This window comes from Varibaculum massiliense, from assembly GCF_900106855.1.
GTDB classification, from domain to species: Bacteria; Actinomycetota; Actinomycetes; order Actinomycetales; family Actinomycetaceae; genus Varibaculum; species Varibaculum massiliense.
The window spans coordinates 132,595-152,281 of record NZ_FNWI01000004.1; the positions used below are offsets into that span (position 1 = coordinate 132,595).

Annotated in this window: 15 protein-coding genes; 8 read left to right on the forward strand and 7 right to left on the reverse strand. The window is 54.5% G+C overall.

Translation table 11 applies throughout. The annotated features are described in order from the left end of the window. Positions 1-128 precede the first annotated feature (128 nt). A complete protein-coding gene (locus BQ5456_RS00645; RefSeq protein WP_071128304.1) occupies positions 129-662 on the reverse strand; it encodes a YbhB/YbcL family Raf kinase inhibitor-like protein in 534 nt (177 codons plus the stop codon). A gap of 206 nt (positions 663-868) precedes the next feature. On the opposite strand from BQ5456_RS00645, the gene BQ5456_RS00650 reads away from it, so the two are divergent. Next, positions 869-1,330 carry a tRNA (cytidine(34)-2'-O)-methyltransferase gene (locus BQ5456_RS00650; protein WP_071128305.1) on the forward strand — a complete coding sequence of 154 codons (462 nt, stop codon included), beginning with the start codon at positions 869-871 and terminating at the stop codon, positions 1,328-1,330. On the opposite strand, the gene BQ5456_RS00655 is transcribed toward BQ5456_RS00650, so the two are convergent. After that, the gene (locus BQ5456_RS00655) at positions 1,327-1,764 is read right to left on the reverse strand and encodes a hypothetical protein (RefSeq protein ID WP_071128306.1); all 438 of its coding nucleotides are present in this window, start codon (positions 1,762-1,764) and stop codon (positions 1,327-1,329) included. The two genes, BQ5456_RS00650 and BQ5456_RS00655, sit on opposite strands and share 4 nt — an antisense overlap. A 287-nt stretch (positions 1,765-2,051) precedes the next feature. On the opposite strand from BQ5456_RS00655, the gene lpdA reads away from it, so the two are divergent. From lpdA to sucB, 3 genes are read left to right on the forward strand one after another with little or no spacing between them, the layout of a single operon-like run. Further along, positions 2,052-3,419, forward strand: coding sequence for a dihydrolipoyl dehydrogenase (gene lpdA / locus BQ5456_RS00660; protein WP_071129849.1), 1,368 nt, complete (start codon positions 2,052-2,054; stop codon positions 3,417-3,419). Positions 3,420-3,443: 24 nt separating this feature from the next. Continuing rightward, positions 3,444-3,932: a biotin/lipoyl-containing protein gene (locus tag BQ5456_RS00665; protein WP_071128307.1), complete on the forward strand. Its 489-nt coding sequence runs from the start codon at positions 3,444-3,446 to the stop codon at positions 3,930-3,932. Continuing rightward, positions 3,853-5,421 (forward strand): 2-oxoglutarate dehydrogenase, E2 component, dihydrolipoamide succinyltransferase, encoded by a 1,569-nt coding sequence (sucB, locus tag BQ5456_RS00670; protein ID WP_071128308.1) that lies wholly within the window; start codon positions 3,853-3,855, stop codon positions 5,419-5,421. The genes BQ5456_RS00665 and sucB overlap by 80 nt, the downstream gene beginning before the upstream one ends. A gap of 185 nt (positions 5,422-5,606) precedes the next feature. Here the strand turns inward: sucB and BQ5456_RS00675 are convergent, their stop codons facing one another. Genes BQ5456_RS00675 through ileS form a run of 3 tightly spaced genes read right to left on the reverse strand, consistent with a single transcriptional unit; the run spans position 5,607 to position 11,670 of the window. Further along, a complete protein-coding gene (locus tag BQ5456_RS00675; RefSeq protein ID WP_071128309.1) occupies positions 5,607-6,629 on the reverse strand; it encodes an RNase H family protein in 1,023 nt (340 codons plus the stop codon). Positions 6,630-6,685: 56 nt separating this feature from the next. Continuing rightward, entirely contained in the window at positions 6,686-8,380 is a 1,695-nt protein-coding gene (locus BQ5456_RS00680) for a bifunctional folylpolyglutamate synthase/dihydrofolate synthase (protein WP_159428743.1), read from the reverse strand. 29 nt (positions 8,381-8,409) lie between these two features. Continuing rightward, the gene (gene ileS, locus BQ5456_RS00685; protein ID WP_071128310.1) at positions 8,410-11,670 is read right to left on the reverse strand and encodes an isoleucine--tRNA ligase; all 3,261 of its coding nucleotides are present in this window, start codon (positions 11,668-11,670) and stop codon (positions 8,410-8,412) included. A gap of 285 nt (positions 11,671-11,955) precedes the next feature. Here ileS and proC point away from each other — a divergent pair, with 285 nt between their 5' ends. The 3 genes from proC (at position 11,956) to BQ5456_RS00700 (ending at position 14,256) form a co-directional block, all read left to right on the forward strand. Next, positions 11,956-12,774, forward strand: coding sequence for a pyrroline-5-carboxylate reductase (proC, locus tag BQ5456_RS00690; RefSeq protein WP_071128311.1), 819 nt, complete (start codon positions 11,956-11,958; stop codon positions 12,772-12,774). Between the two features lie 92 nt (positions 12,775-12,866). Then, the gene (locus BQ5456_RS00695) at positions 12,867-13,193 is read left to right on the forward strand and encodes a YciI family protein (RefSeq protein WP_071128312.1); all 327 of its coding nucleotides are present in this window, start codon (positions 12,867-12,869) and stop codon (positions 13,191-13,193) included. A gap of 94 nt (positions 13,194-13,287) precedes the next feature. Then, positions 13,288-14,256, forward strand: coding sequence for a bile acid:sodium symporter family protein (locus BQ5456_RS00700; protein ID WP_071128313.1), 969 nt, complete (start codon positions 13,288-13,290; stop codon positions 14,254-14,256). An 88-nt stretch (positions 14,257-14,344) separates the two neighbouring features. On the opposite strand, the gene aspS is transcribed toward BQ5456_RS00700, so the two are convergent. Then, entirely contained in the window at positions 14,345-16,129 is a 1,785-nt protein-coding gene (gene aspS, locus BQ5456_RS00705) for an aspartate--tRNA ligase (protein ID WP_071128314.1), read from the reverse strand. A gap of 166 nt (positions 16,130-16,295) precedes the next feature. Here aspS and BQ5456_RS00710 point away from each other — a divergent pair, with 166 nt between their 5' ends. Beyond that, entirely contained in the window at positions 16,296-18,161 is a 1,866-nt protein-coding gene (locus BQ5456_RS00710) for a DEAD/DEAH box helicase (RefSeq protein ID WP_083378281.1), read from the forward strand. A 131-nt stretch (positions 18,162-18,292) separates the two neighbouring features. On the opposite strand, the gene BQ5456_RS00715 is transcribed toward BQ5456_RS00710, so the two are convergent. Beyond that, positions 18,293-19,672, reverse strand: a complete 1,380-nt coding sequence (locus BQ5456_RS00715; protein WP_071128315.1) for a UTP--glucose-1-phosphate uridylyltransferase — start codon at positions 19,670-19,672, stop codon at positions 18,293-18,295. Between the last annotated feature and the right edge of the window lie 15 nt (positions 19,673-19,687).

The window sequence follows — 19,687 nt, forward strand, 5'->3', positions numbered from 1 at the left end:
AAAAGCTAAACTTGTGAAAATCACAATTTCGCCGAAGAAGTCGTTGTTAGCAGATTCCTAGTACTGGTAACCAGCGTCTGTGTGAACTTAACTTGAGGGGGAAACGCCTACTTTCCTCCCCTAGCGCCCTACTTATTTTGGTAGGTGACCTCGAGGGTGGCGCGCGCCAGGGAATGGAACAGGGCCTGGAAGTTAGCAGCCGCCGCCGAGGCGTCCTCATCCAGTTCCAAAGTTTCCGTATCCAGGGCGTGAACCGCAAAAATATAACGGTGCGGACGATCACCCTTTGGCGGAGCCGCCCCCATATATGACCAGCCGCCGCCATCGTTGCGCAAATGGAAGGCCGGGCCGTCAAGCTCTAAGTCACTGCTGCCCGCACCGGTAGGCAGGGAAGTCATCTCCGCCGGGATATCGGTAATCAACCAGTGCCAGAACCCGGAAGGCGTAGGGGCGTCAGGATCAAAGCAAGTAAGCAGAAAAGACTTGGTTTCTTCGGGAAAACCACTCCAAGAAAGCTGCGGAGATAGGTTCTCCCCCGCCGCTATCTGCTCTGGTGGCATCTGTCCGCCCGCAGTCATATCGGCAGAAGTCAAAGTGAAAGTAGGAAGCTCTGGTAGCGCCTCGTAAGGATCCAGAGCCAGCGGGCGAGAGTTAAGATCCATGATTCCTCCAAAAACGTGGGAGTCTTACCGTTTCCAGACTACTTGAACAGGGAGAATATAGCTGCAGAACCACGAGGATGGATTCTGCGAAACAGCTAGTACCTCGTATTAACCCAAAGTATTTTTCAAAAATAGCTACCTCCACGTATTCCGAGCATAGCTAGCGAGATTATTTGCCCCTCGGAAAAGGCTTTAGAATCGAGGTCGTGTTGCATTTGATTTATTTCGAGCCGCGTATCCCGGGAAACACCGGAGCTGCTATCCGTCTATCCGCCTGCACCGGCACCCTATTACACCTGGTGGAGCCGCTTTGTTTCGATATGGATGACACTAAGCTAAAGCGCGCCGGACTGGACTACCACGACCTCGCACACGTGAAAGTACACCCTAATCTAGAGGACGCCCTCGCCGATATCCCCGGAAAAATCCATGCCTTTACCGGTCACGCTAAGCTGCACTTTCAAGATGCATCCTACGGAAGTGAGGACGGGCTGCTATTTGGTCCCGAACCTACCGGGCTCCCCGAAGAAGTCATGGCGCATCCCCGGGTAGCGGACTTGGTACGGATCCCGATGGTGCCGCACCTGCGTTCCCTAAACCTAACGATTTCTGCTTCTATCGGTCTTTATGAAGCCCTGAGGCAAAACTCTTACCCAGATTTGGTTTAGCTACCACTGCCACGCAACGGAGAAGAAACCAGTAGCCAAATAATGGTTAGCGCCGTTAAAATCGCGGGAAAATAAAAGTATTCCTGCCCCCAGTTAAACAACAATTGCGCTCGCTCCAGGTTAGGAGAGGAAAACATCAAAGCAAATAGCGCCAGCAGCACGGTTTCTATCCCGCTGAGCGCCCAAGCGAGCAGCCGCATCCGCCGCCCGTTATGAATCACCGCGATTGAAAGCACAATCCAATGCGCGACATTTGCTAACGACAACATTGCTAGCCCGTAACCGGCAGAACCAGCTGCCGGCAAGGTGGCAAACTCGTGAAACAAAGCCACCACCGAGAACACTACTAAACCCGCCATGAAGATGCGCCCCAGCCCCCAAGAAGGCGTGCGCGAATCCTTATGGGACTGCTGCGCGGGCGTAGATGCTGGCAATTTATTCTCCGAGGTTTGACGGTAATTTCTTTTAGATTGTACCCGCTGCACCTGAAAGCACCACCCAACCCCTTTATCACAAAGCAGAAAAGCACTTTGTCTTCTCGTTCACACTTCTTCGCTATCTTGAGAAAGAGGGTAATTCACCGTGCGTTTCGCGGGCAAAGATGAAACAATATGGGCAGGTGTCTGGAAAGCCAGGGTCGCGGATGAAGCTTCTTTTAGAGGTAATGCCCGCCGAGGAGCTAGCCGGACATAGCCGTGAGTTTATCAAGGAGAACATCACAATGACGAGCACCTATGACGTTGTAGTCTTGGGCGCGGGCAGCGGTGGATACGCTACCGCTTTGCGCGCCGCCCAATTGGGGATGAAAGTCGCCCTCATAGAAGGGGACAAAGTGGGTGGCACCTGCCTCCACCGGGGCTGTATCCCCACCAAGGCGATGCTGCACGTGGCAGAAACAGTTGATGCCATTAAAGAAGCCTCTCGCCTGGGAGTTAACGCCAGTTTTAACGGCGTTGACATGCACGAGGTTGGTCGCTTCCGCGACAAGACCATCTCCCGCCTACACAAGGGACTACAGGGGTTGGTGAAATCCCGCAAAATCGACTACGTCCAAGGTTGGGGTCGGGTGATCAGCGCAAACACCGTCCAAGTGGGCTCGGAAACGTACCAGGGCAAGAACCTGGTACTGGCTACCGGATCTTATTCGAAATCTCTACCTGGTCTCGATATTGAGGGGCGGGTAATTACCTCCGATCAGGCATTGCAGCTGGATTGGGTACCCAACAAGGCGGTGGTACTTGGCGGCGGGGTCATCGGAATCGAGTTCGCCAGTCTCTGGGCATCCCTGGGCAGCGAGGTAACCGTTATCGAGGGGCTACCGCATTTAGCTAATAACGAGGACGCCTCCATTTCTAAAGGTCTAGAACGCGCCTTCCGCAGCCGCGGGATTACCTTTAAGACCGGCACCATGTTCGATTCAGTTACCCAAACCGGCACCTCGGTGCAGGTTAAAACCCAGTCCGGCGACACTTTCGATGCCGATGTGCTACTGGTGGCAGTAGGGCGCGGTCCGCGTACCAAAGATATGGGATTTGAAGATATCGGGGTAAATATTGACCGCGGCTTCATTCCGGTAGACGAACATTTGATGACTAATGTTCCCGGCGTATATGCAGTTGGCGATATTGTTCCCGGTCTGCAACTGGCGCATCGCGGTTTTGCGCAAGGTATCTTCCTAGCCGAATACCTTGGTGGTCTCGATCCTCTGCCGCTGGTAGAACCCAATATTCCCCGGGTAACTTTCTGCGAACCTGAGATCGCTTCGGTCGGTTTAACCCAGACGCAAGCGGAAGAAAAGTTCGGCAAGGACGGGGTGAAAGTCACCGAATATAACCTGGCTGGTAACGGGAAATCCCAAATCCTGGGTACCGGCGGGATTATTAAATTGGTGGCACAAAAGGACGGCCCGATTGTGGGATTCCACGCCCTGGGCAAACGGGTAGGCGAATTGATTGGTGAAGGTCAATTGATGGTCAACTGGGAAGCCTTCCCCGAAGATTTGGCGGCCTTGGTACATACCCATCCCACCCAAGACGAAGCGATTGGTGAGGCCGCCATGGCTCTTGCCGGCAAACCCTTACATTCCTAAAGTCCAGAAAGGTAGATTAATAATATGGCACAAGATATTGAGATGCCCGCTCTGGGCGAATCGGTAACCGAAGGTACGGTTTCTCGCTGGCTGAAGAAAGTTGGCGACCAGGTAGCAGTAGATGAACCCTTACTAGAGGTTTCCACCGACAAGGTTGATTCTGAAGTTCCCTCTCCCATTGCGGGAGTAATCACTGAAATCCTGGTAGAAGAGGACGAAACTGTTGACGTAGGCACGGTAGTTTGCCGGGTAGGTGCAGCAGACGAAGTTGGCGCGGCAGCGCCTGCCGCCCCGGCCGCTCCCGCGGCTGAAGAAACTCCGGCTCCTGCGGCTGCCCCGGCGGCTTCCCCCTGCGGCTGCCCCGGCGGCTTCCCCAGTTCCACCGGCCCCGGCAGCCAGCTCGGCTCCGGCAGGCGGCGGACAAGCCGTAGAGATGCCAGCTCTGGGCGAGTCGGTAACCGAAGGTACGGTTTCTCGCTGGCTAAAGAAAGTTGGCGACCAAGTAGCTGTTGATGAGCCATTACTGGAAGTATCAACTGACAAAGTCGATTCCGAAGTACCTTCCCCAATCGCTGGGGTAGTCACTGAAATTTTGGTGCAAGAGGACGAAACCGTGGATGTAGGCACTGTTCTCTGCCGGGTAGGCGATAGCGCAGCGGCTCCCGCCGCAACTAGCGCCCCGTCAGCTCCGGCAGCTTCAGCTGCTCCCCCGGTACCCGCGGCTCCCCCCGTCCCCAGCCTGCCGGAAAACCCGGCAGATCTTCCGGGCGCAGGTATTCCTTCTTCGATTAAACGCGAGGGTGACCACCACGTAGTGCAGTGGGCATACCCACAGGTACACACCGGTTATCCTGGCACCATGACCGCGCAAGGACAGGTAGTTCCGCCCTCCGATAACGCTCCGGCGGCTCCCCCGGCTCCCGCTCCGGCAGCTCCGGCTGCTCCGAAAGTTCCCGCCGCCCCAGCCGCACCTAAACCCCCGGCAGCTCCCCCGGCTCCCGCTCCGGCAGCACCCAAGGCTGCAGCGCCGACGCCTCCAGCTGCTCCTGCTCCGAAGCCCGCGGAGAAACCGCAGGCAGCCACGCAAGTCAGTGGCGGTTACGTGACTCCAATCGTACGTAAGTTGGCACGGGAGAAGGGCGTAGATATTTCTACTCTTACCGGCAGTGGCGTCGGTGGACGTATTCGCCGCGAGGACGTACTGGCAGCTGCCCAGAAGCCACAGGCAGCTGCGCCGGCAGCTCCCGCAGCCCCGCTACCCCCGATTCAGCCGGCGCAGGAACGGGGCAAGACCGAGAAACTTTCCCGGATGCGCCAGACCATCGCCAAGCACATGATGAACTCGCTAGCCTCCACCGCCCAACTAACCACGGTAGTCGAGGTAGACGTTACCCGGATCGCGAATCTGCGGGCGCGGGCGAAGGACTCTTTCGCACAGCGGGAAGGCACCAAGCTATCGTTCTTGCCCTTCTTTGTGAAAGCAGCCGTAGAAGCCCTCAAAGCACACCCGAAGATCAACTCGCGGGTGAATGACGAAACCAACGAGGTCACCTACTTCGATCACGAGAACGTAGGGATTGCGGTGGACTCAGAGAAGGGTCTGATGGTGCCGGTAATCAAGAACTGTGGCGACCTGACAATCGCGGCTATTGCCCGCAAGATCAACGAGCTGGCCGCGAAAGTTCGTGACGGTTCCATCAGTATCGATGAAATGTCTGGCGGCACCTTCTCGATTACCAACACCGGTTCGCGTGGCGCCCTCTTCGACACTCCGGTAGTTAACTACCCCGAGGAAGCGATTTTAGGACTCGGCACCATCGTGCGCCGGCCGATGGTAGTGAAAGATGCCGAAGGTAACGACACTATCGCGGTGCGTTCCCTGGTGTACCTGGCACTGTCCTATGACCACCGTCTAATCGATGGAGCGGACGCAGCTCGCTACCTCACCACGGTAAAGAAGCGCCTGGAAGAAGGAGATTTCTCTGCCGAAGTAGGACTGTAAAGGCTCTAGACAGATAAAAAGTTAATAGTCCTGATAATGTTCTTTGGCTCCGGTTTCTCCGGAGCCAAAGAACATTTTTATACCGGTTTTTAATCCCCGCTTAGGAAGTTAAAAACCATTCTCTAAGTAGCTAAAGAATAAACAGTCCCCAAAACAGCCAAAAACAGGCGGTAAGTGGAAGAAAATTAGATTCCAAAAACATCCGGGGGGCGCTTGGTGATCTGCTGGAAAATTAGACGCGCCTGACTATTTTGGTAGCGCGTCCAAATCCAGGATTGCACCGCGTCAGAATCAAAATAAATCACTTGCGCGGTATGGGGCCCCAGTTCGCGCACCTCCACCTCGGAAGGGGAAGGAGGATCTTCTGCTAGTAGCGCCGCCGCTTCCGTGCGGGAAATCGGCACCCCTAGTTCCCCGATTGACATAAAATCAGGGTGCATCATTTCTCGAATCTGCACCCGATTGGCACTGGCACAAAACTTTTGAAAACGCAGATCCTCATCCCTGACTACCTGGGTAATCGGGCGCAAATTAACTGCCGCACCCCGTGCGGGAGAACCCAGACCGCCTACCCCGACCGGTCCCGAGTACAGCTGCCTTTCCTCGGTAGTTACCGACTCCTTAATCTGAGCTCTGCGGGGAAACTCAGTTACGTTATTGGGAATCGAGTCCTTTGCCTTCACTGAGGGCGTTTCTCTTACAGTTAACTTCTTCGATTTGTTCCCGCGAGGTTTATTGAGCATTTCGGGGTTAAAACCCGGACCGAGGTTCAGCTCTTTCCCATCTCGATGAGCATAAGCCACTTCTCGGGCATAAATATGCGCCTGCAACAATAAATCTTCCTCTTTAGAGCCGGCACATATCACCTGTAACGATTTTCCTGCAAGGAACCGGTCAATATTGCGAATCAGTGAAAGATCAGTGACCGGCATCCCATCTAGTTTGCGCCAGTTATTGCGTCTCCACTGGTGGCGCCAAGTTTGCAGCACTGCCGCTACATATTCTGAAGAAGTGTAAATAACCAGTGGCTGGTCAATCTTTTGGGAGTGACGCACGAACGAAAATATCGCCCGAAACTGAGCCTGCGAGACCGACGCAGAATCTTCTACGCATCCGCACGCCCAATTATCCTGGTCGACTGCCCATGCCCAACCCACCAGGTTGGCATCGGCAAGCATATACGCGTCGACAGCAAGGATTAAAGTCACTAAAACATCTTTTCACATTTATTTAAAGATTGCTCACCACTCGGCTGCATTTAGTATCACTGAGAAGGGTTTTGCGGTTCTAGCCTCCCGGAAAGTAACTGGCGAGCTTGCCCTGCCAAAACTACTGACCCGAAAATCACGATTCCCACCGCATCCGCAGGCAGCTCGCCCTCCTCAGTTAAAGCCACTGCCTGATCTACCGCGTCTAAAAGATTGGGAGCTGCGAATGTTTGTTCTTTCCCAAAGACTTCCCCGGCGATTTTCGCCAGTTCCACTGGCTCCATGGCGCGCTCGCCCTCCATCGGCAAGGTCACTACCGCATCCAGCAGGGGCTCCATTTCCGCGAGGATACCTTCCACATTTTTATCGCCCATCGCCGAGAAAACGCCAACTACTTTTTGGAATCCGAAAGCGTCCTCAATCCCGGATCGCAGTGCCGCCGCCCCCGCTGGGTTATGCGCCGCGTCCACGATAACCGTGGGTGAACCTCCCAGCACCTCTAGGCGACCGGGAGAACGCGCCGCATCTAGCCCGGTTTCCAGTACTTCCTCAGAAAGCACTTTACCCGCCCCCAGCGCCTCTACCGCGGCAATCGCTAGAGCTGCATTTACGGCTTGATGACGCCCAAAGAGCGGCAAGTAGAGATCTTGATAACTGGCAGCTGGGGTAGTCACAGTAAACATTTGTCCCCCGACCGCCATTTTCTGCTCACTAACCGTGAAATCTTCTCCGTAAAGGCGCAAAGTCGCATTTTTCTCCCGGCAAACTTCGCGAATAACCTCTAGGGCTTCTACTTCTTGCGGCCCGCAAATAACGGTGGCACCAGGCAGAATAATCCCCGCTTTTTCTCCAGCGATTTTCGTGAGGGTATCCCCCAACCATTTTTCGTGGTCAAAAGAAATCGGGCAGATAACCTGCACCGGAGACTCCAACACATTGGTGGAATCCCAACGTCCCCCCATCCCCACTTCGATTACCCCCACGTCAATAGGGGCAGCCGCAAAAGCCTGGAAAGCTAAAGCGGTTAAATATTCAAAGAAGGAAAGACTACCTTGACCGGCTGCTTCGCCCTCTTTATCGGCTAGGGCGATAATCGGTTCCACATCCCGGTTAGCTTGCAAGAACGCCTGGGGACTGATCGGTTCCCCATCAATCGATATCCGTTCCCGTACGCTAACTAGGTGTGGGGAGGTGAAACGCCCTACCCGCATCCCCTGGGCGCTCAGCAAACTATCGGCAATCCGCGCAGTAGAAGTTTTTCCGTTGGTGCCGGCAATATGTAAACAGGGATAGGACAGTTGCGGATCCGAAAGATAATCGAGGGCGCGCTCAATCCGCGCCTTGGTCGGCGAGATGTTATGTTCCGGGCGCCGCTGCAAAATCCGGGCATAAACCTGGGCAACCTCAAAATCTGCCTGTAGGGCTTCATCGGAGGAAACCGGCGGAACTGCAGTTTCCGAAAATGCCGCTTCCGCGTCATCTTCCCCGGATTCGCCCTCCGAAATGATTTCGTTATCGGCAAGCTCCTCGGGCATAGCAATCCCGCCAGCCTGCAGAATTTCCCGCAAGCGTTGGGCATCCTGGGGATGATCCGAAGCGTCGCTAATCGGCAACTCGATTTTTTCTTCCCTATCTGCCTCCACCAAATAAGGCAATAGTTCCGGATCGATCTGCCCGCGATTACCCCGCGCGCCCTTGACTATCTGTTCGTACGGATTAACCGCTGAATCTTGTCCATCTTGACTGTTCACAAATCCCCCCTTTTGGGACGGCATACTGCCTATACCGGATGCACCGCCGTGATGTTGATTTTCACCTCACCAGCGGCTGCGGCTTCTACCTTAAACGCGGTAGCCAACACTTCCCGGGCAATCATCTGGGAATGTTCTTGCACGCCGGCTACGCGCTCACGGGGAACTTCCAGAACCAGTTCAATACGGTCGGAAACGTGCAGATCTTGGGCTTTACGCTCATCTTGGATAGAACGTACCAAGTCGCGGGCATAGCCTTCCGCTTCCAGCTCGGGGGTGATCTCGGTATCGAGTACCACCACTGCCCCATCGCCCAAAACCGTGGCCACCTGCCCGGCTTCTACCTCTACCGTGGTAGACAACGAGAACTGCTCTCCGCTCAAGGTTACTGGCTCACCGGCAACTAACACCTCCGGGAAGACTACCGTTTCGCCTTCTTCCCGCCACTGACCGGTCTTTTGTGCCTTAAACAGCTGCGAGGTAGCTTTACGTACCTGCGGGTCAAAGGCTTTCGGGTTCAGCTTCAGTTGCCGCTGCAACTGCAAACCAGACTCGCTAGAAGCCTGCAACACCACCTGTTTTACGTTAACTTCTCCGGCAATCAAATCAGAGAAATCCGCCAGTTTTTGCGCATTATCATGCACAATCGTCAGCGACTTCAATGGTTGACGCACCCGCAAACTGTGGGTCTTGCGCAGCGAATGGGCAGCCGAAACTGCCTCCCGCACCATATCCATAGCCGCCACTAACGCCGGGTCATCAACCGTGTTCGGAACCACCGGGTAGTCGCAAAGATGTACCGACTCTCCCCCGGTCAGTCCCCGCCAGATTTCCTCGGTCACTAGCGGAGCCAGCGGCGCCATCACTCGCATCAGTATCTCTAGGCAAGTGTAAAGCGTGTCGTAGGCGGCGGTTTCTTCTTCCCAGAAACGATCGCGGGAGGTACGCACATACCAGTTAGTCATCAAGTCCAGATGCTCACTAACCGCTTCGCAAGCGCCCGGAATATCGTAGCTGTCCAGTAGCTCCTTGACGTTTAGTGCGAGGTTACGGGTGCGAGCAAGCAGGTAACGATCCATAACTCCCAGCTGCTCGATGGCTTTAGGATCCGTTAAATCCAAGGCTTTTGCCTGGTAACCGGCACCTTTATTGCAAGAACCAGCGTAAAGAGCAAAGAAGTAATAAATGTTCCATAGCGGCAAAATCACGTGGCGAACCGTGTCACGAATCCCCTCGCCCTTTACCACCAGGTTTCCGCCCCGCACCACCGGGGAGGACATCAGGAACCAACGCATCGCATCCGAACCGTAGGTGTCGAAGACTTCGTTCACATCCGGGTAGTTGCGTAGCGATTTCGACATTTTACGACCATCATCGCCCAGCACAATCCCGTGGGAAACACAGGAAGTAAAGGCCGGGCGATCAAAGAGGGCGGTAGCCAGCACGTGCAGCAGGTAGAACCAACCGCGGGTTTGCCCGATATATTCCACGATGAAATCACCGGGATAATGATCCTCGAACCATTGCTGATTTTCGAAGGGGTAATGCACCTGCGCATAAGGCATCGACCCCGAATCGAACCAGCAGTCTAATACGTCAGGAATCCTGCGCATCATCGATTTACCGGTGGGATCATCCGGGTTAGGACGCACCAAAGTGTCAATAAATGGCCGGTGCAGATCTTTAACTTCCACCCCGAAATCTGCTTCTAGTTCCGCCAGAGAACCGTAAACATCTACGCGCGGATAGTTGGGGTCATCTGATTTCCACACCGGGATGGGGCTACCCCAGAAACGGTTACGCGAAATTGACCAGTCGCGGGCGCCTTCTAGCCATTTACCGAACTGTCCATCCTTAATATGCTCGGGCACCCAGCTGATCTGTTGATTTAGTTCCACCATCCGTTCCCGGAAGTCCGTAACTTTCACAAACCAAGAGGAAACCGGTTTATAGATCAACGGCTTGCGGCAACGCCAACAGTGCGGATAGGAGTGTACATACGACTGCTGACGCACCAGCACTGCCCGTTTTTCTTTCGGGGTGCGCGCCAAGGGACCCTGGTCGTCCTCGTTCCCCAGGCGGAAGTCCCGAATAATCTGTTTGTTCGCATCGAAAATCTGTACACCCTGGTAGTCGGGAACCTCCGCGGTGAATAATCCGGCGTCATCTACCGGGGTAACCGCGTTAATCCCATTGGCGGTTAGCAGGATCATATCGTCCTCGCCGTAGGGAGCCTGGTGTACCAGCCCGGTACCATCAGTGGTGGTTACGAAATCCGCAGCCAGTACGTGATAGGCCTTAGCTCCGGGAGTTTCTCCCTCACCCAGCTGGTTCTTGTAGTAGTCAAAAATCGGCTCATAGGAGCGCCCTACCAACTCTGATCCGGGGTATTCTGCCACGATGCTCGGATCTTCGCCCAGTTCCTTCGCGTAGGCAGGCAGCAGGTCACGCGCGATAATAACTTTTTCCCCGGCAACCGGCGACTCTAAATCCGAGTCTACCTGCACAGTTACATAAGTAATTTCCGGGCCAACCGCGATTGCCAGGTTAGAGGGCAGCGTCCAGGGGGTGGTGGTCCATACCAACGCCAGTTCCCCGGTTTCCAGCCGCAGCCCCACAGTCACGGTATTGTCTTGACGATCCTGATAAATATCGTCATCCATTTTCAATTCATGGTTAGACAGCGGAGTCTGGTCGTTCCAGCAATAGGGCAATACCCGAAAACCTTCATAGGCGAGCCCCTTGTCGTAGAGCTGCTTAAACGCCCAAATCACCGACTCCATATAGCTGACGTCAAGCGTCTTATAGTCGTTATCAAAATCTACCCAACGTGCCTGGCGGGTAACGTATTCTTCCCACTCTTTGGTGTAACGCAGCACCGATTCCCGGCAGGTCTGGTTAAATTTTTCAATCCCGATACCGCCCGGGCCTTCGATTTCGGATTTATCTTCAATGTTGAGAATCCGTTCAGCCTCTAGCTCTGCGGGCAGCCCGTGAGTATCCCAACCGAAACGCCGCTCTACCCGATGCCCTTGCATGGTTTGGTAGCGTCCCACCACGTCCTTTACATAACCGGTCAGCAAATGCCCATAGTGGGGCAGGCCGTTGGCAAAAGGAGGTCCGTCATAAAAGACAAATTCGTTAGCGCCCGCGTCTCCGGCCTCTCTTTGGGCAATCGACTTGCGGAAAGTGTCGTTCTGCTTCCAATATTTCAGGGTCTCTTCCTCTAGCTGGGGAAAAGACGGATTGGCGGAAACATCGCCATCTTTGTGCCGCGGATAGTAGCCCACGTTTAACCTCACCTATTTCGAGCCATTAATGCCAGTGCCGGGACGTAGGCTTTACAGCCCCGCGGTACCACCCCGCTTCACCCAAAACTTGGGCCTCATTAACTGCTGTTACGGGCTTACCCGTCTGGTTCTACTGCCTGCTTTAGAGGGTTCTTCCAGAGGCTCCTCGGTGATAGCCGGATCAACGCCACTTCCCAACAGCATAGCCGGTTTAGTTATTTCTTTAAATTTTGTCCGCGTTAAGATAAGCACAGTTGGTAAAAATCACTTTCTTCAGGAGGATGCATGGTCAAGTTAGGGGTTATCGGGGTAGGTTCCATGGGGGGCGCGATTGTGCGCGGTCTGCTTTCGTCCGGACAACTGCAGGCAGAAGAGATTTTGGCGTTCAACCGTACCCGGGAGCGGATGCGCGCCCTCGAGGAGGAGTTTGCTCTCCCTGTAGCCCCGGATGCCGCCGCTGTCGCTAGGCAAGCGAAATACCTGCTGCTAGGGGTAAAACCCTATATGATTGCTCCTTTGCTTGATGACTTAGGAGACGCCCTCGCGGCGAAACCAGTAGTGATTTCGGTGGCTGCCGGAAAACCCCTTGCGGATATTGAAGCGCATTTACCGGCACAAACCCCCCTAGTGCGGGTAATGCCCAATGTGAATGCCCAAATCAACCAGTCCATGTCCGGGATTGCTGCCAACCAATACGTTAGTGAAGAAGCCCTCGCCGAGGTGCGCGCCATGTTTGATGCCATCGGGAAAACTGCGCTGGTTCCGGAAGATCATTTCGCCGCCTTTGCCGCGCTTGCCGGCTGCTCCCCGGCCTGGATTTACCGTTTCATTGACGCCCTGGCACAGGCGGGGGTAGCCCACGGCTTTAAGAAAGAGGAAGCTACCCAGGTAGTTGCGCAGGCAGTAGCGGGTTCGGCGCTAAACGTCCTCGAAAATCTGCCTCAAGGGTTAAACCCCCAGGCGTTAGTGGATCAGGTTTGCTCCCCCGCCGGCACCACCGTGGCCGGTCTATTAGCTATGGAAGATGCTGGTTTTTCGGCGGCTGCACGCGCGGCCGTCAACGCTGCGGTCGCCCGAGACAATGCTCTATCCGCCTCCAAATAATGCCGGTTTTTCGGGGCAGGCTGGGTTAGGATGAAGATAGTTGACGCTCGCCTAAAGCAGCGCAGCTGCCAAAGCGAAAACGGGAGGTAAAGATGGCTACTGAAGGACACGAAGACAATCAAGGTATGTGTCTGTACATAGTTCTCTACGACTATGATCCCGAGCTGCTGGAGCTCAAAAAGCAGTTTCACGATGAGCATCGCGCCTTTATGCATCGTCTAAACAGCTTGGGAATCGTGCTTTCTAGTGGTCGCACCGCCACCGCTGACCAACGGGGATCTTTAACCATTATGCTTGCTCGTGACGCCCAAGAGGCCAAGCGGATCCTCAACGACGACCCTTATGCTAAAGCCGGAATCGTTAAATCCATGACTGTGCGGGACTGGTCGCCAGCTGTAGGCACTTTCGCCGACTGTTAGAGACCTGGATATTGCGTTTTCCGACTATCAAAGCGCGCCTAACCCGTCCGAGACGGTTTAGACCAGTTACGATCTATCCAGGTATCTTGGTTTAGTGAGCGGAAAACAACGATTACGCAGTCTTTTAGATCCCTTTATCCTTTCCATCCTGGTGATTTTGGTATTAGGGATACTAATTCCGGTACCCGCAGTGGTAGTCAGTACCCTGGGATATTTAGGGAACGCCCTAATCGTGTTGTTGTTTTTTCTTTACGGGGCGCGGCTTTCTACTAAAGAAATCTGGGAAGGGTTAAAGAACTGGCGTTTGCAAGGGGCAGTTGCCCTTTCCACCTTCGTACTTTTCCCGCTGCTAGGGATGGCTATGCATCCAGTAGATTTAAAGCTGCTGGGACCAGTTTTTGCCCTGGGAACCCTCTATTTAACTTTGCTGCCTTCTACGGTGCAGTCTTCGGTAACTTTTACTTCTATTGCCGGAGGGAACATCGCGGGCGCGGTTTGCTCGGCTACGATCTCTAATATCGCCGGAATTATTCTCACCCCTGCCCTGGTGTTTGTGGTCATGGGCAGAGCCAGCGGATTTGAGGCTTACCGGGTAGTAAATGTGCTGTTGCAACTGTTACTTCCCTTTGTTTTAGGGCAGCTTTTTCACCGTTTTATCGGTAAGTGGTTAAATGCGCATCGCGCGCTTACCAAAGCCACCGATAACGGCACTATTTTGGCGATTGTCGCCTCTTCAGTTTGTGGGGCGACTGCCGGTGGCCTTTGGCAAAAAATCTCGGCGCCACAAGTGGGATTACTGCTGTTGCAATGCATGATCGTATTGGCAATCATGCTTACCCTCACCTGGAATTTGGGTCGCTGGATATCCTTAAACCGCCGTGACCGGATTGTGCTGCTGATGTGCGGATCGAAAAAGTCCCTGGCTACTGGCTTGCCGATGGCCGCCATTATTTTTCCGACCGCTACGGTAGCGGCAGTAACTATCCCAGTGATTGTGTTTCACCAATTCCAGTTACTGGTTTGTGCAGTTTTGGCGCGCCGCCTAGCCATGCACCCGGAGTAATAGAACAAGTAGCATAAGGATGACAAAAACCAAACCGCCCCTGCCAGGTCTGAGCCTGGTGAGGGCGGTTCGAAGGTTTTTAGCGAGGTTAGTCTTCTTCGTCCTCTGGCACGAAGTCGACCCCACTTTCTTTACGCTGCTCGGGCGTAATCGGTGCCGGAGCATCGGTTAGCGGATCGTAGCCGCCCCCGGATTTGGGGAAAGCAATCACGTCGCGGATCGAATCCGCATGGGTCATCAAAGATACGATTCGATCCCAACCGAAAGCAATCCCGCCGTGCGGAGGCGCGCCATACTTGAAGGCGTTCAGTAAGAACCCAAATTTTTCTTGGGCTTCTTCCGGCGACAAACCCATCACCTTAAAAATACGTTCTTGCACGTCACGGCGGTGGATACGGATGGAGCCGCCTCCGATTTCGTTACCGTTAAGCACAATATCGTAAGCGTAGGCCAGGGCATTGCCCGGGTCGTCCTCGAAATGGTCAAGCCATTCCGGTTTAGGAGAAGTAAAGGCGTGGTGTACTGCCGTCCAGGCAGAAGCTCCCAGTGCCACGTCCCCTTCCGCTTTGGCGGCCGCTGAAGGCTTAAACAAGGGAGCGTCAACCACCCATACGAACTTCCATTCGTTCGGGTCTAGCAGGTTGCAGCGGGCACCGATTTCTAGGCGAGCGGCCCCTAGCAGGGCGCGGGCTTCATCGATCTTGCCGGCACCAAAGAAAATACAGTCCCCCGCTTTAGCGCCGGTCGCCGCAGCTAGTCCCTCCCGTTCGCTGTCAGTCAGGTTCTTGGCTACCGGTCCCGAAAGAGTACCGTCCTCTTCTACCTTTACGTAGGCCAGCCCTTTTCCACCGCGCGAACGCGCCCAATCTTGCCATTTGTCAAAAGTCCGCCGCGGCTGAGAGGCACCTCCGGGCATCACGACTGCGCCCACATAGTCAGCATTGGCGAACACCCTAAAGGGAGTGTCTTTAAAGTATTCAGTCAGGTCAGTAAGTTCTAGACCAAAACGTAAATCTGGTTTGTCCGTTCCGAAACGCGCCATCGCATCGGCGTAGGTTATATGGGGAATCGGGGTTTCGATATGGACATCAATCAGCTTGAAGATGTTGGTCAGCACCTGTTCGGCTACCTCGATAACGTCCTCTTGCCGTACGAAACTCATCTCTACATCCAGCTGAGTGAACTCTGGCTGGCGGTCAGCACGGAAGTCCTCGTCCCGGTAGCAGCGCGCAATCTGGTAGTAGCGTTCCATCCCCGCCACCATCAACAGCTGTTTAAATAACTGCGGAGACTGCGGCAGGGCATACCAAGACCCCGGGGCTAGCCGCGCCGGTACCAAGAAGTCCCGCGCGCCCTCGGGAGTAGAGCGGGTCAGAGTCGGAGTTTCGATCTCTACGAAGCCCAGAGAATCTAAAGTATCGCGCGTGACTTTAGAGACCTTGGAGCGCAGACGCAAACGGTTTTGCATCTCCGGGCGGCGCAAATCCAGGTAGCGGTATTTCAAACGCGCATCCTCACCAACTTTTCCGGAATCCTCCGCATGGACGGAAACCTGGAAAGGTAGGGCGGCTGCCGGGTTCAGTACCTCTACCTCATCGGCGTAAACCTCGATTTCGCCGGTCGGCAGTTCCGGATTCTCGTTACCCTCCGGGCGGGGATGTACCTTGCCTTTAATACGTAGAACAAATTCGCTGCGCAGCTCATGAGCGATTTTTTCGTCATGGATAACTACCTGAGCCACTCCGGAGGCATCCCGCAAATCAATGAAGCAGACTCCCCCATGATCACGGCGGCGATCTAACCAACCCGCTAGTTCTACTGTTTGTCCCACCAAGTCGCGGTTTAAAGTTCCCGCGTCATGCGTTCTGAGCAATGCTGTTCCTTTCCTAATCTAACTGTTAATAGTCTAGCGCCCCCGAGAATCGCTGGCATTTTCCGCTGGTCTTGGTGTCGCAATTCACTGGCTGGCATTTGCTAACTTTGCTGCTACCTCCGGTAACGTTAAAGCGAATAGTTATTAAGCAGACAGGCAAAAATAAATGAGCGAAATAGCCGCGGGGGCGAGTGCGTCCCCTTTGGAAACCAATCCCGACTTCGAAACCGAAGAACTCAACCGGGAGGGCAGCTTCGACAGCTACGAAGCAGACACCGCTAATGAACAGATCCTTGCAGAAGAACCCACTTTCTTTTCTGACCTGGGGTTACCGGAAATTATTTTAGATACTTTAAACTGCATGGGCTTTAGCGAGCCCACCCCGATCCAACGGCAGGGTATTCCCCCGCTAATGGCTGGGCGAGATGTTGTCGGAATCGCCCAAACCGGTACTGGGAAAACCGCCGCCTTTGGACTGCCAATTTTGGCAGCCTGCAATAAAGCTGCGCGGGTACAAGCCTTAATTCTAGCTCCTACCAGGGAGCTGGCCGCGCAGTCTGCCACCGCCCTCACCGAATTTTCCCGGGGAATGAAACTAAAGGTAGTGGCGGTTTATGGCGGTGCGTCCTACGGCCCGCAGATTTCGGCTTTGCGGGAGGGCGCCCAAATTGTGGTCGGTACTCCCGGACGCATTATGGATCTAATGGAACGCGGGGAACTAGATTTATCGGCACTGAAATTTTTTGTCCTGGACGAAGCGGACGAGATGCTGCGGATGGGGTTTTCGGAGGACGTGGACCAGATTGCCAGCGGCGCCAACCCGGATGCCATTCGCGCCCTCTTTTCCGCCACTATGCCTCCGGCGATTAAACGGATTGCGGAGCGGCACCTGTCAGATCCGGTGGAAATTTCAATCGCGCCGCAATCTTCCACAGTAGAGACCGTAAATCAGACTTATGCGGTAGTACCTTTTAAGTTCAAATCTGAGGCTTTGGTTCGGGTGCTGGCTCTTAGCGAGGCTGCGGCCGCGATCGTGTTCGTGCGTACCCGCATAGATGCCGAACAACTGGGATCAGAACTGCAAAAAGCCGGGTTCTTAGCTGCCGCTATTAGCGGCGATGTCCCACAGGCAGAACGGGAACGGATTGTAGCCCGCCTGCGAGAAGGCAGTCTGGATGTCCTGGTAGCTACCGATGTAGCTGCCCGCGGCTTAGACGTTGAGCGTATCGGGTTGGTAGTAAATTACGACGTCCCCCGGGAAGCTGAAGCTTATGTGCACCGCATTGGACGTACCGGTAGAGCTGGACGCGAAGGTACTTCGCTTACTTTCTTTACTCCCCGGGAGCGTCCTCGTAAGCGCGTAATCGAAAAGCTCACCGGCGAAAAAATGACCGAGGTATTTATTCCCTCCCCCGCCCAGGTGGCGCAGGCACGGGCAGGTCGGATGAGCCAGCGCGTTAAGACCCGCTTGGAAAAGGGGGAAATGGATGTCTACTATGACGCTATTCAAGACCTGGTGGTTTCCGAGGGGATAGATATTGGGGACGCCGCCGCGGCGCTGCTGGCGCTAGCTAGCGGTGACTTCGGGCCGGAAAAACGGCATCTTGATTTCCGTGTCCGGCGGGAAGAAAAAGTTGATGAGCTGGGGCGGTTCATATCTGCCAGTTTTGAGGAGGGGCGCGAAGGTGCCTCCGGGAAGGAAATACGCAGCAAGGGGGCGGCTCGTCGCCACTTCTCTTCTCCTTCTGCTCGGCGCTACCGAGTGGAGGTAGGACGCCGAGATCGGGTTAAACCTGGCGCCATAGTGGGGGCAATTACCGGAGAAGGCGGCCTCAAAGGTGGCGATGTGGGGCATATCGATATTCTGCAGAGTTTCTCTCTGGTGGAAATGGCACGGCCGCTTTCCCCGGAAACTATCCGCAAGATTGCTAAAGCCCGGGTGTCAGGGCGCACCTTGCGGATGCGGGAAGATGAAGGCCCCGGCAAAAAGAGTGGCAAGAAACGCGACTTTAAGCGTAAGCGCCGCAGCTAGGGATGTTCTTCAGGGAAAACCCCGGAGAAAAGGTAGTGCTAACAGGGGAATCGGTCACCGCGACTGCAACCGGTAGCCCTTGTCGAGCTTCTAAAACACAATTGTGAAAATAATATCCAGGATTTAACCTGCTAACCAGCCAGGATAGTACCGGCAGCTACCTGTTGTTCTTCCGCAGTTTCCAAGTGAACCTGACCCTGCACCTTTACATCTTTACCAAAGGTATAGGGACCGCTAACTTTAAAAGACTGCGCTTTTCGCAGAGAGGGTACCCCTGCCGGGAAACGCGCCTCGAAATCAGCGATCTTCTTAAAGTAGCGGGAATCCAAATCCACTGCTACTTCTTGGTCATTGACTTTGTGCAAGTGATAGTTATCGCCCAGATCGTAAATATCGGAACGCACCAAAGTCAGCTCATTAGTGGTTTTCACCGGTAGGAAACGGCTGCGCGGAACCAGGAGCGCGGTAGCTCCCTTAAAGGAAGCAATCGCTGCCCCCATCGCGGTTTCCATTTGAATCACCGCGGGGCTTTGCGAATCAGCGGGATCAACCGTCTTGTGATTAGCGATCAAAGGGAGTCCCAATACCGCATTCCGCTCAATCAAAGTGTCCCGTAGTTTCACCAGGTCAAACCAGAGGTTATTGGTGTGGAAGAAGGGATGGCGATGCTCATCGGTAAAGTAATCCATCTGCTCCGGCGGAGTCTGGGCAGTATCCCGCAAAATCAGTTGTCCATCGACCTTACGGATAGCTAGATGACCGCCCTTGCGATCATTGATCGTGCGGATGCACAGCTCGGCGGCATAGGGGGCGCCGCTGGCCGCAAACCAGCCCGCAATCTGGGCATTCGGGGTGGCTCCCAGGTTGTCGGAGTTGGAAGTCATCGCATAACGGTAGCCCGCATCGATCAGTTTATCTAACAGACCGGAGCCATAAAGAGCGGTATAAATATCGCCGTGACCAGGCGGGCACCATTCCAGGGAGGGATCTTTTTCCCAAGAAACCGGGGTTAAATCATCGGCGCGCAGCTTCGGTTCCTGATTCTGCAAGAAATCCAAAGGCAGCCCGGAAACTTCAATTCCCGGATGGTTCTGCAGTGCCGCCAAAGTGTCTGCCTGGGTGCGGAAAGAATTCATGAAAATCAGCGGCAAGCTAACCCCAAATTCTTTCCGCGCCGCCATCACTTGCTGGCAAATAATATCCAGGAAAGTTAGCCCGGCGCGCACTGGCAGTAAAGACTTGGCTTTATCCATCCCCATGGAGGTTCCCAGCCCCCCATTGAGCTTAATCATTACGGTTTTTGCTAAAGCAGCCTGCGCCTGCCCGGGTTCAACCTGATAATCTTCCAGGCGATCCACGCTGGTAAGCGGCGAAATCGTTTCCTCGGGGATAAAACCGGTATGTTCGCCCTCTAAAACCCGGTAGTAGTGAGAAAATACCGAGATAGCTGCAGGGCTAACCCCGGCGTCCTCCATTTTCTTAACTGCCTGGGATAGTCCCGCTTCGCTCATCACAAACCCCTTTGT

What these genes read in the sequence shown, in the direction of transcription:
- BQ5456_RS00645 (WP_071128304.1), bottom strand. Translation starts at nt 662, where the DNA reads ATGGATCTTAACTCTCGCCCGCTGGCTCTGGATCCTTACGAGGCGCTA.
- lpdA (WP_071129849.1), top strand. Translation starts at nt 2,052, where the DNA reads ATGACGAGCACCTATGACGTTGTAGTCTTGGGCGCGGGCAGCGGTGGA.
- BQ5456_RS00665 (WP_071128307.1), top strand. Translation starts at nt 3,444, where the DNA reads ATGGCACAAGATATTGAGATGCCCGCTCTGGGCGAATCGGTAACCGAA.
- sucB (WP_071128308.1), top strand. Translation starts at nt 3,853, where the DNA reads ATGCCAGCTCTGGGCGAGTCGGTAACCGAAGGTACGGTTTCTCGCTGG.
- proC (WP_071128311.1), top strand. Translation starts at nt 11,956, where the DNA reads ATGGTCAAGTTAGGGGTTATCGGGGTAGGTTCCATGGGGGGCGCGATT.
- BQ5456_RS00695 (WP_071128312.1), top strand. Translation starts at nt 12,867, where the DNA reads ATGGCTACTGAAGGACACGAAGACAATCAAGGTATGTGTCTGTACATA.
- BQ5456_RS00710 (WP_083378281.1), top strand. Translation starts at nt 16,296, where the DNA reads ATGAGCGAAATAGCCGCGGGGGCGAGTGCGTCCCCTTTGGAAACCAAT.
- BQ5456_RS00715 (WP_071128315.1), bottom strand. Translation starts at nt 19,672, where the DNA reads ATGAGCGAAGCGGGACTATCCCAGGCAGTTAAGAAAATGGAGGACGCC.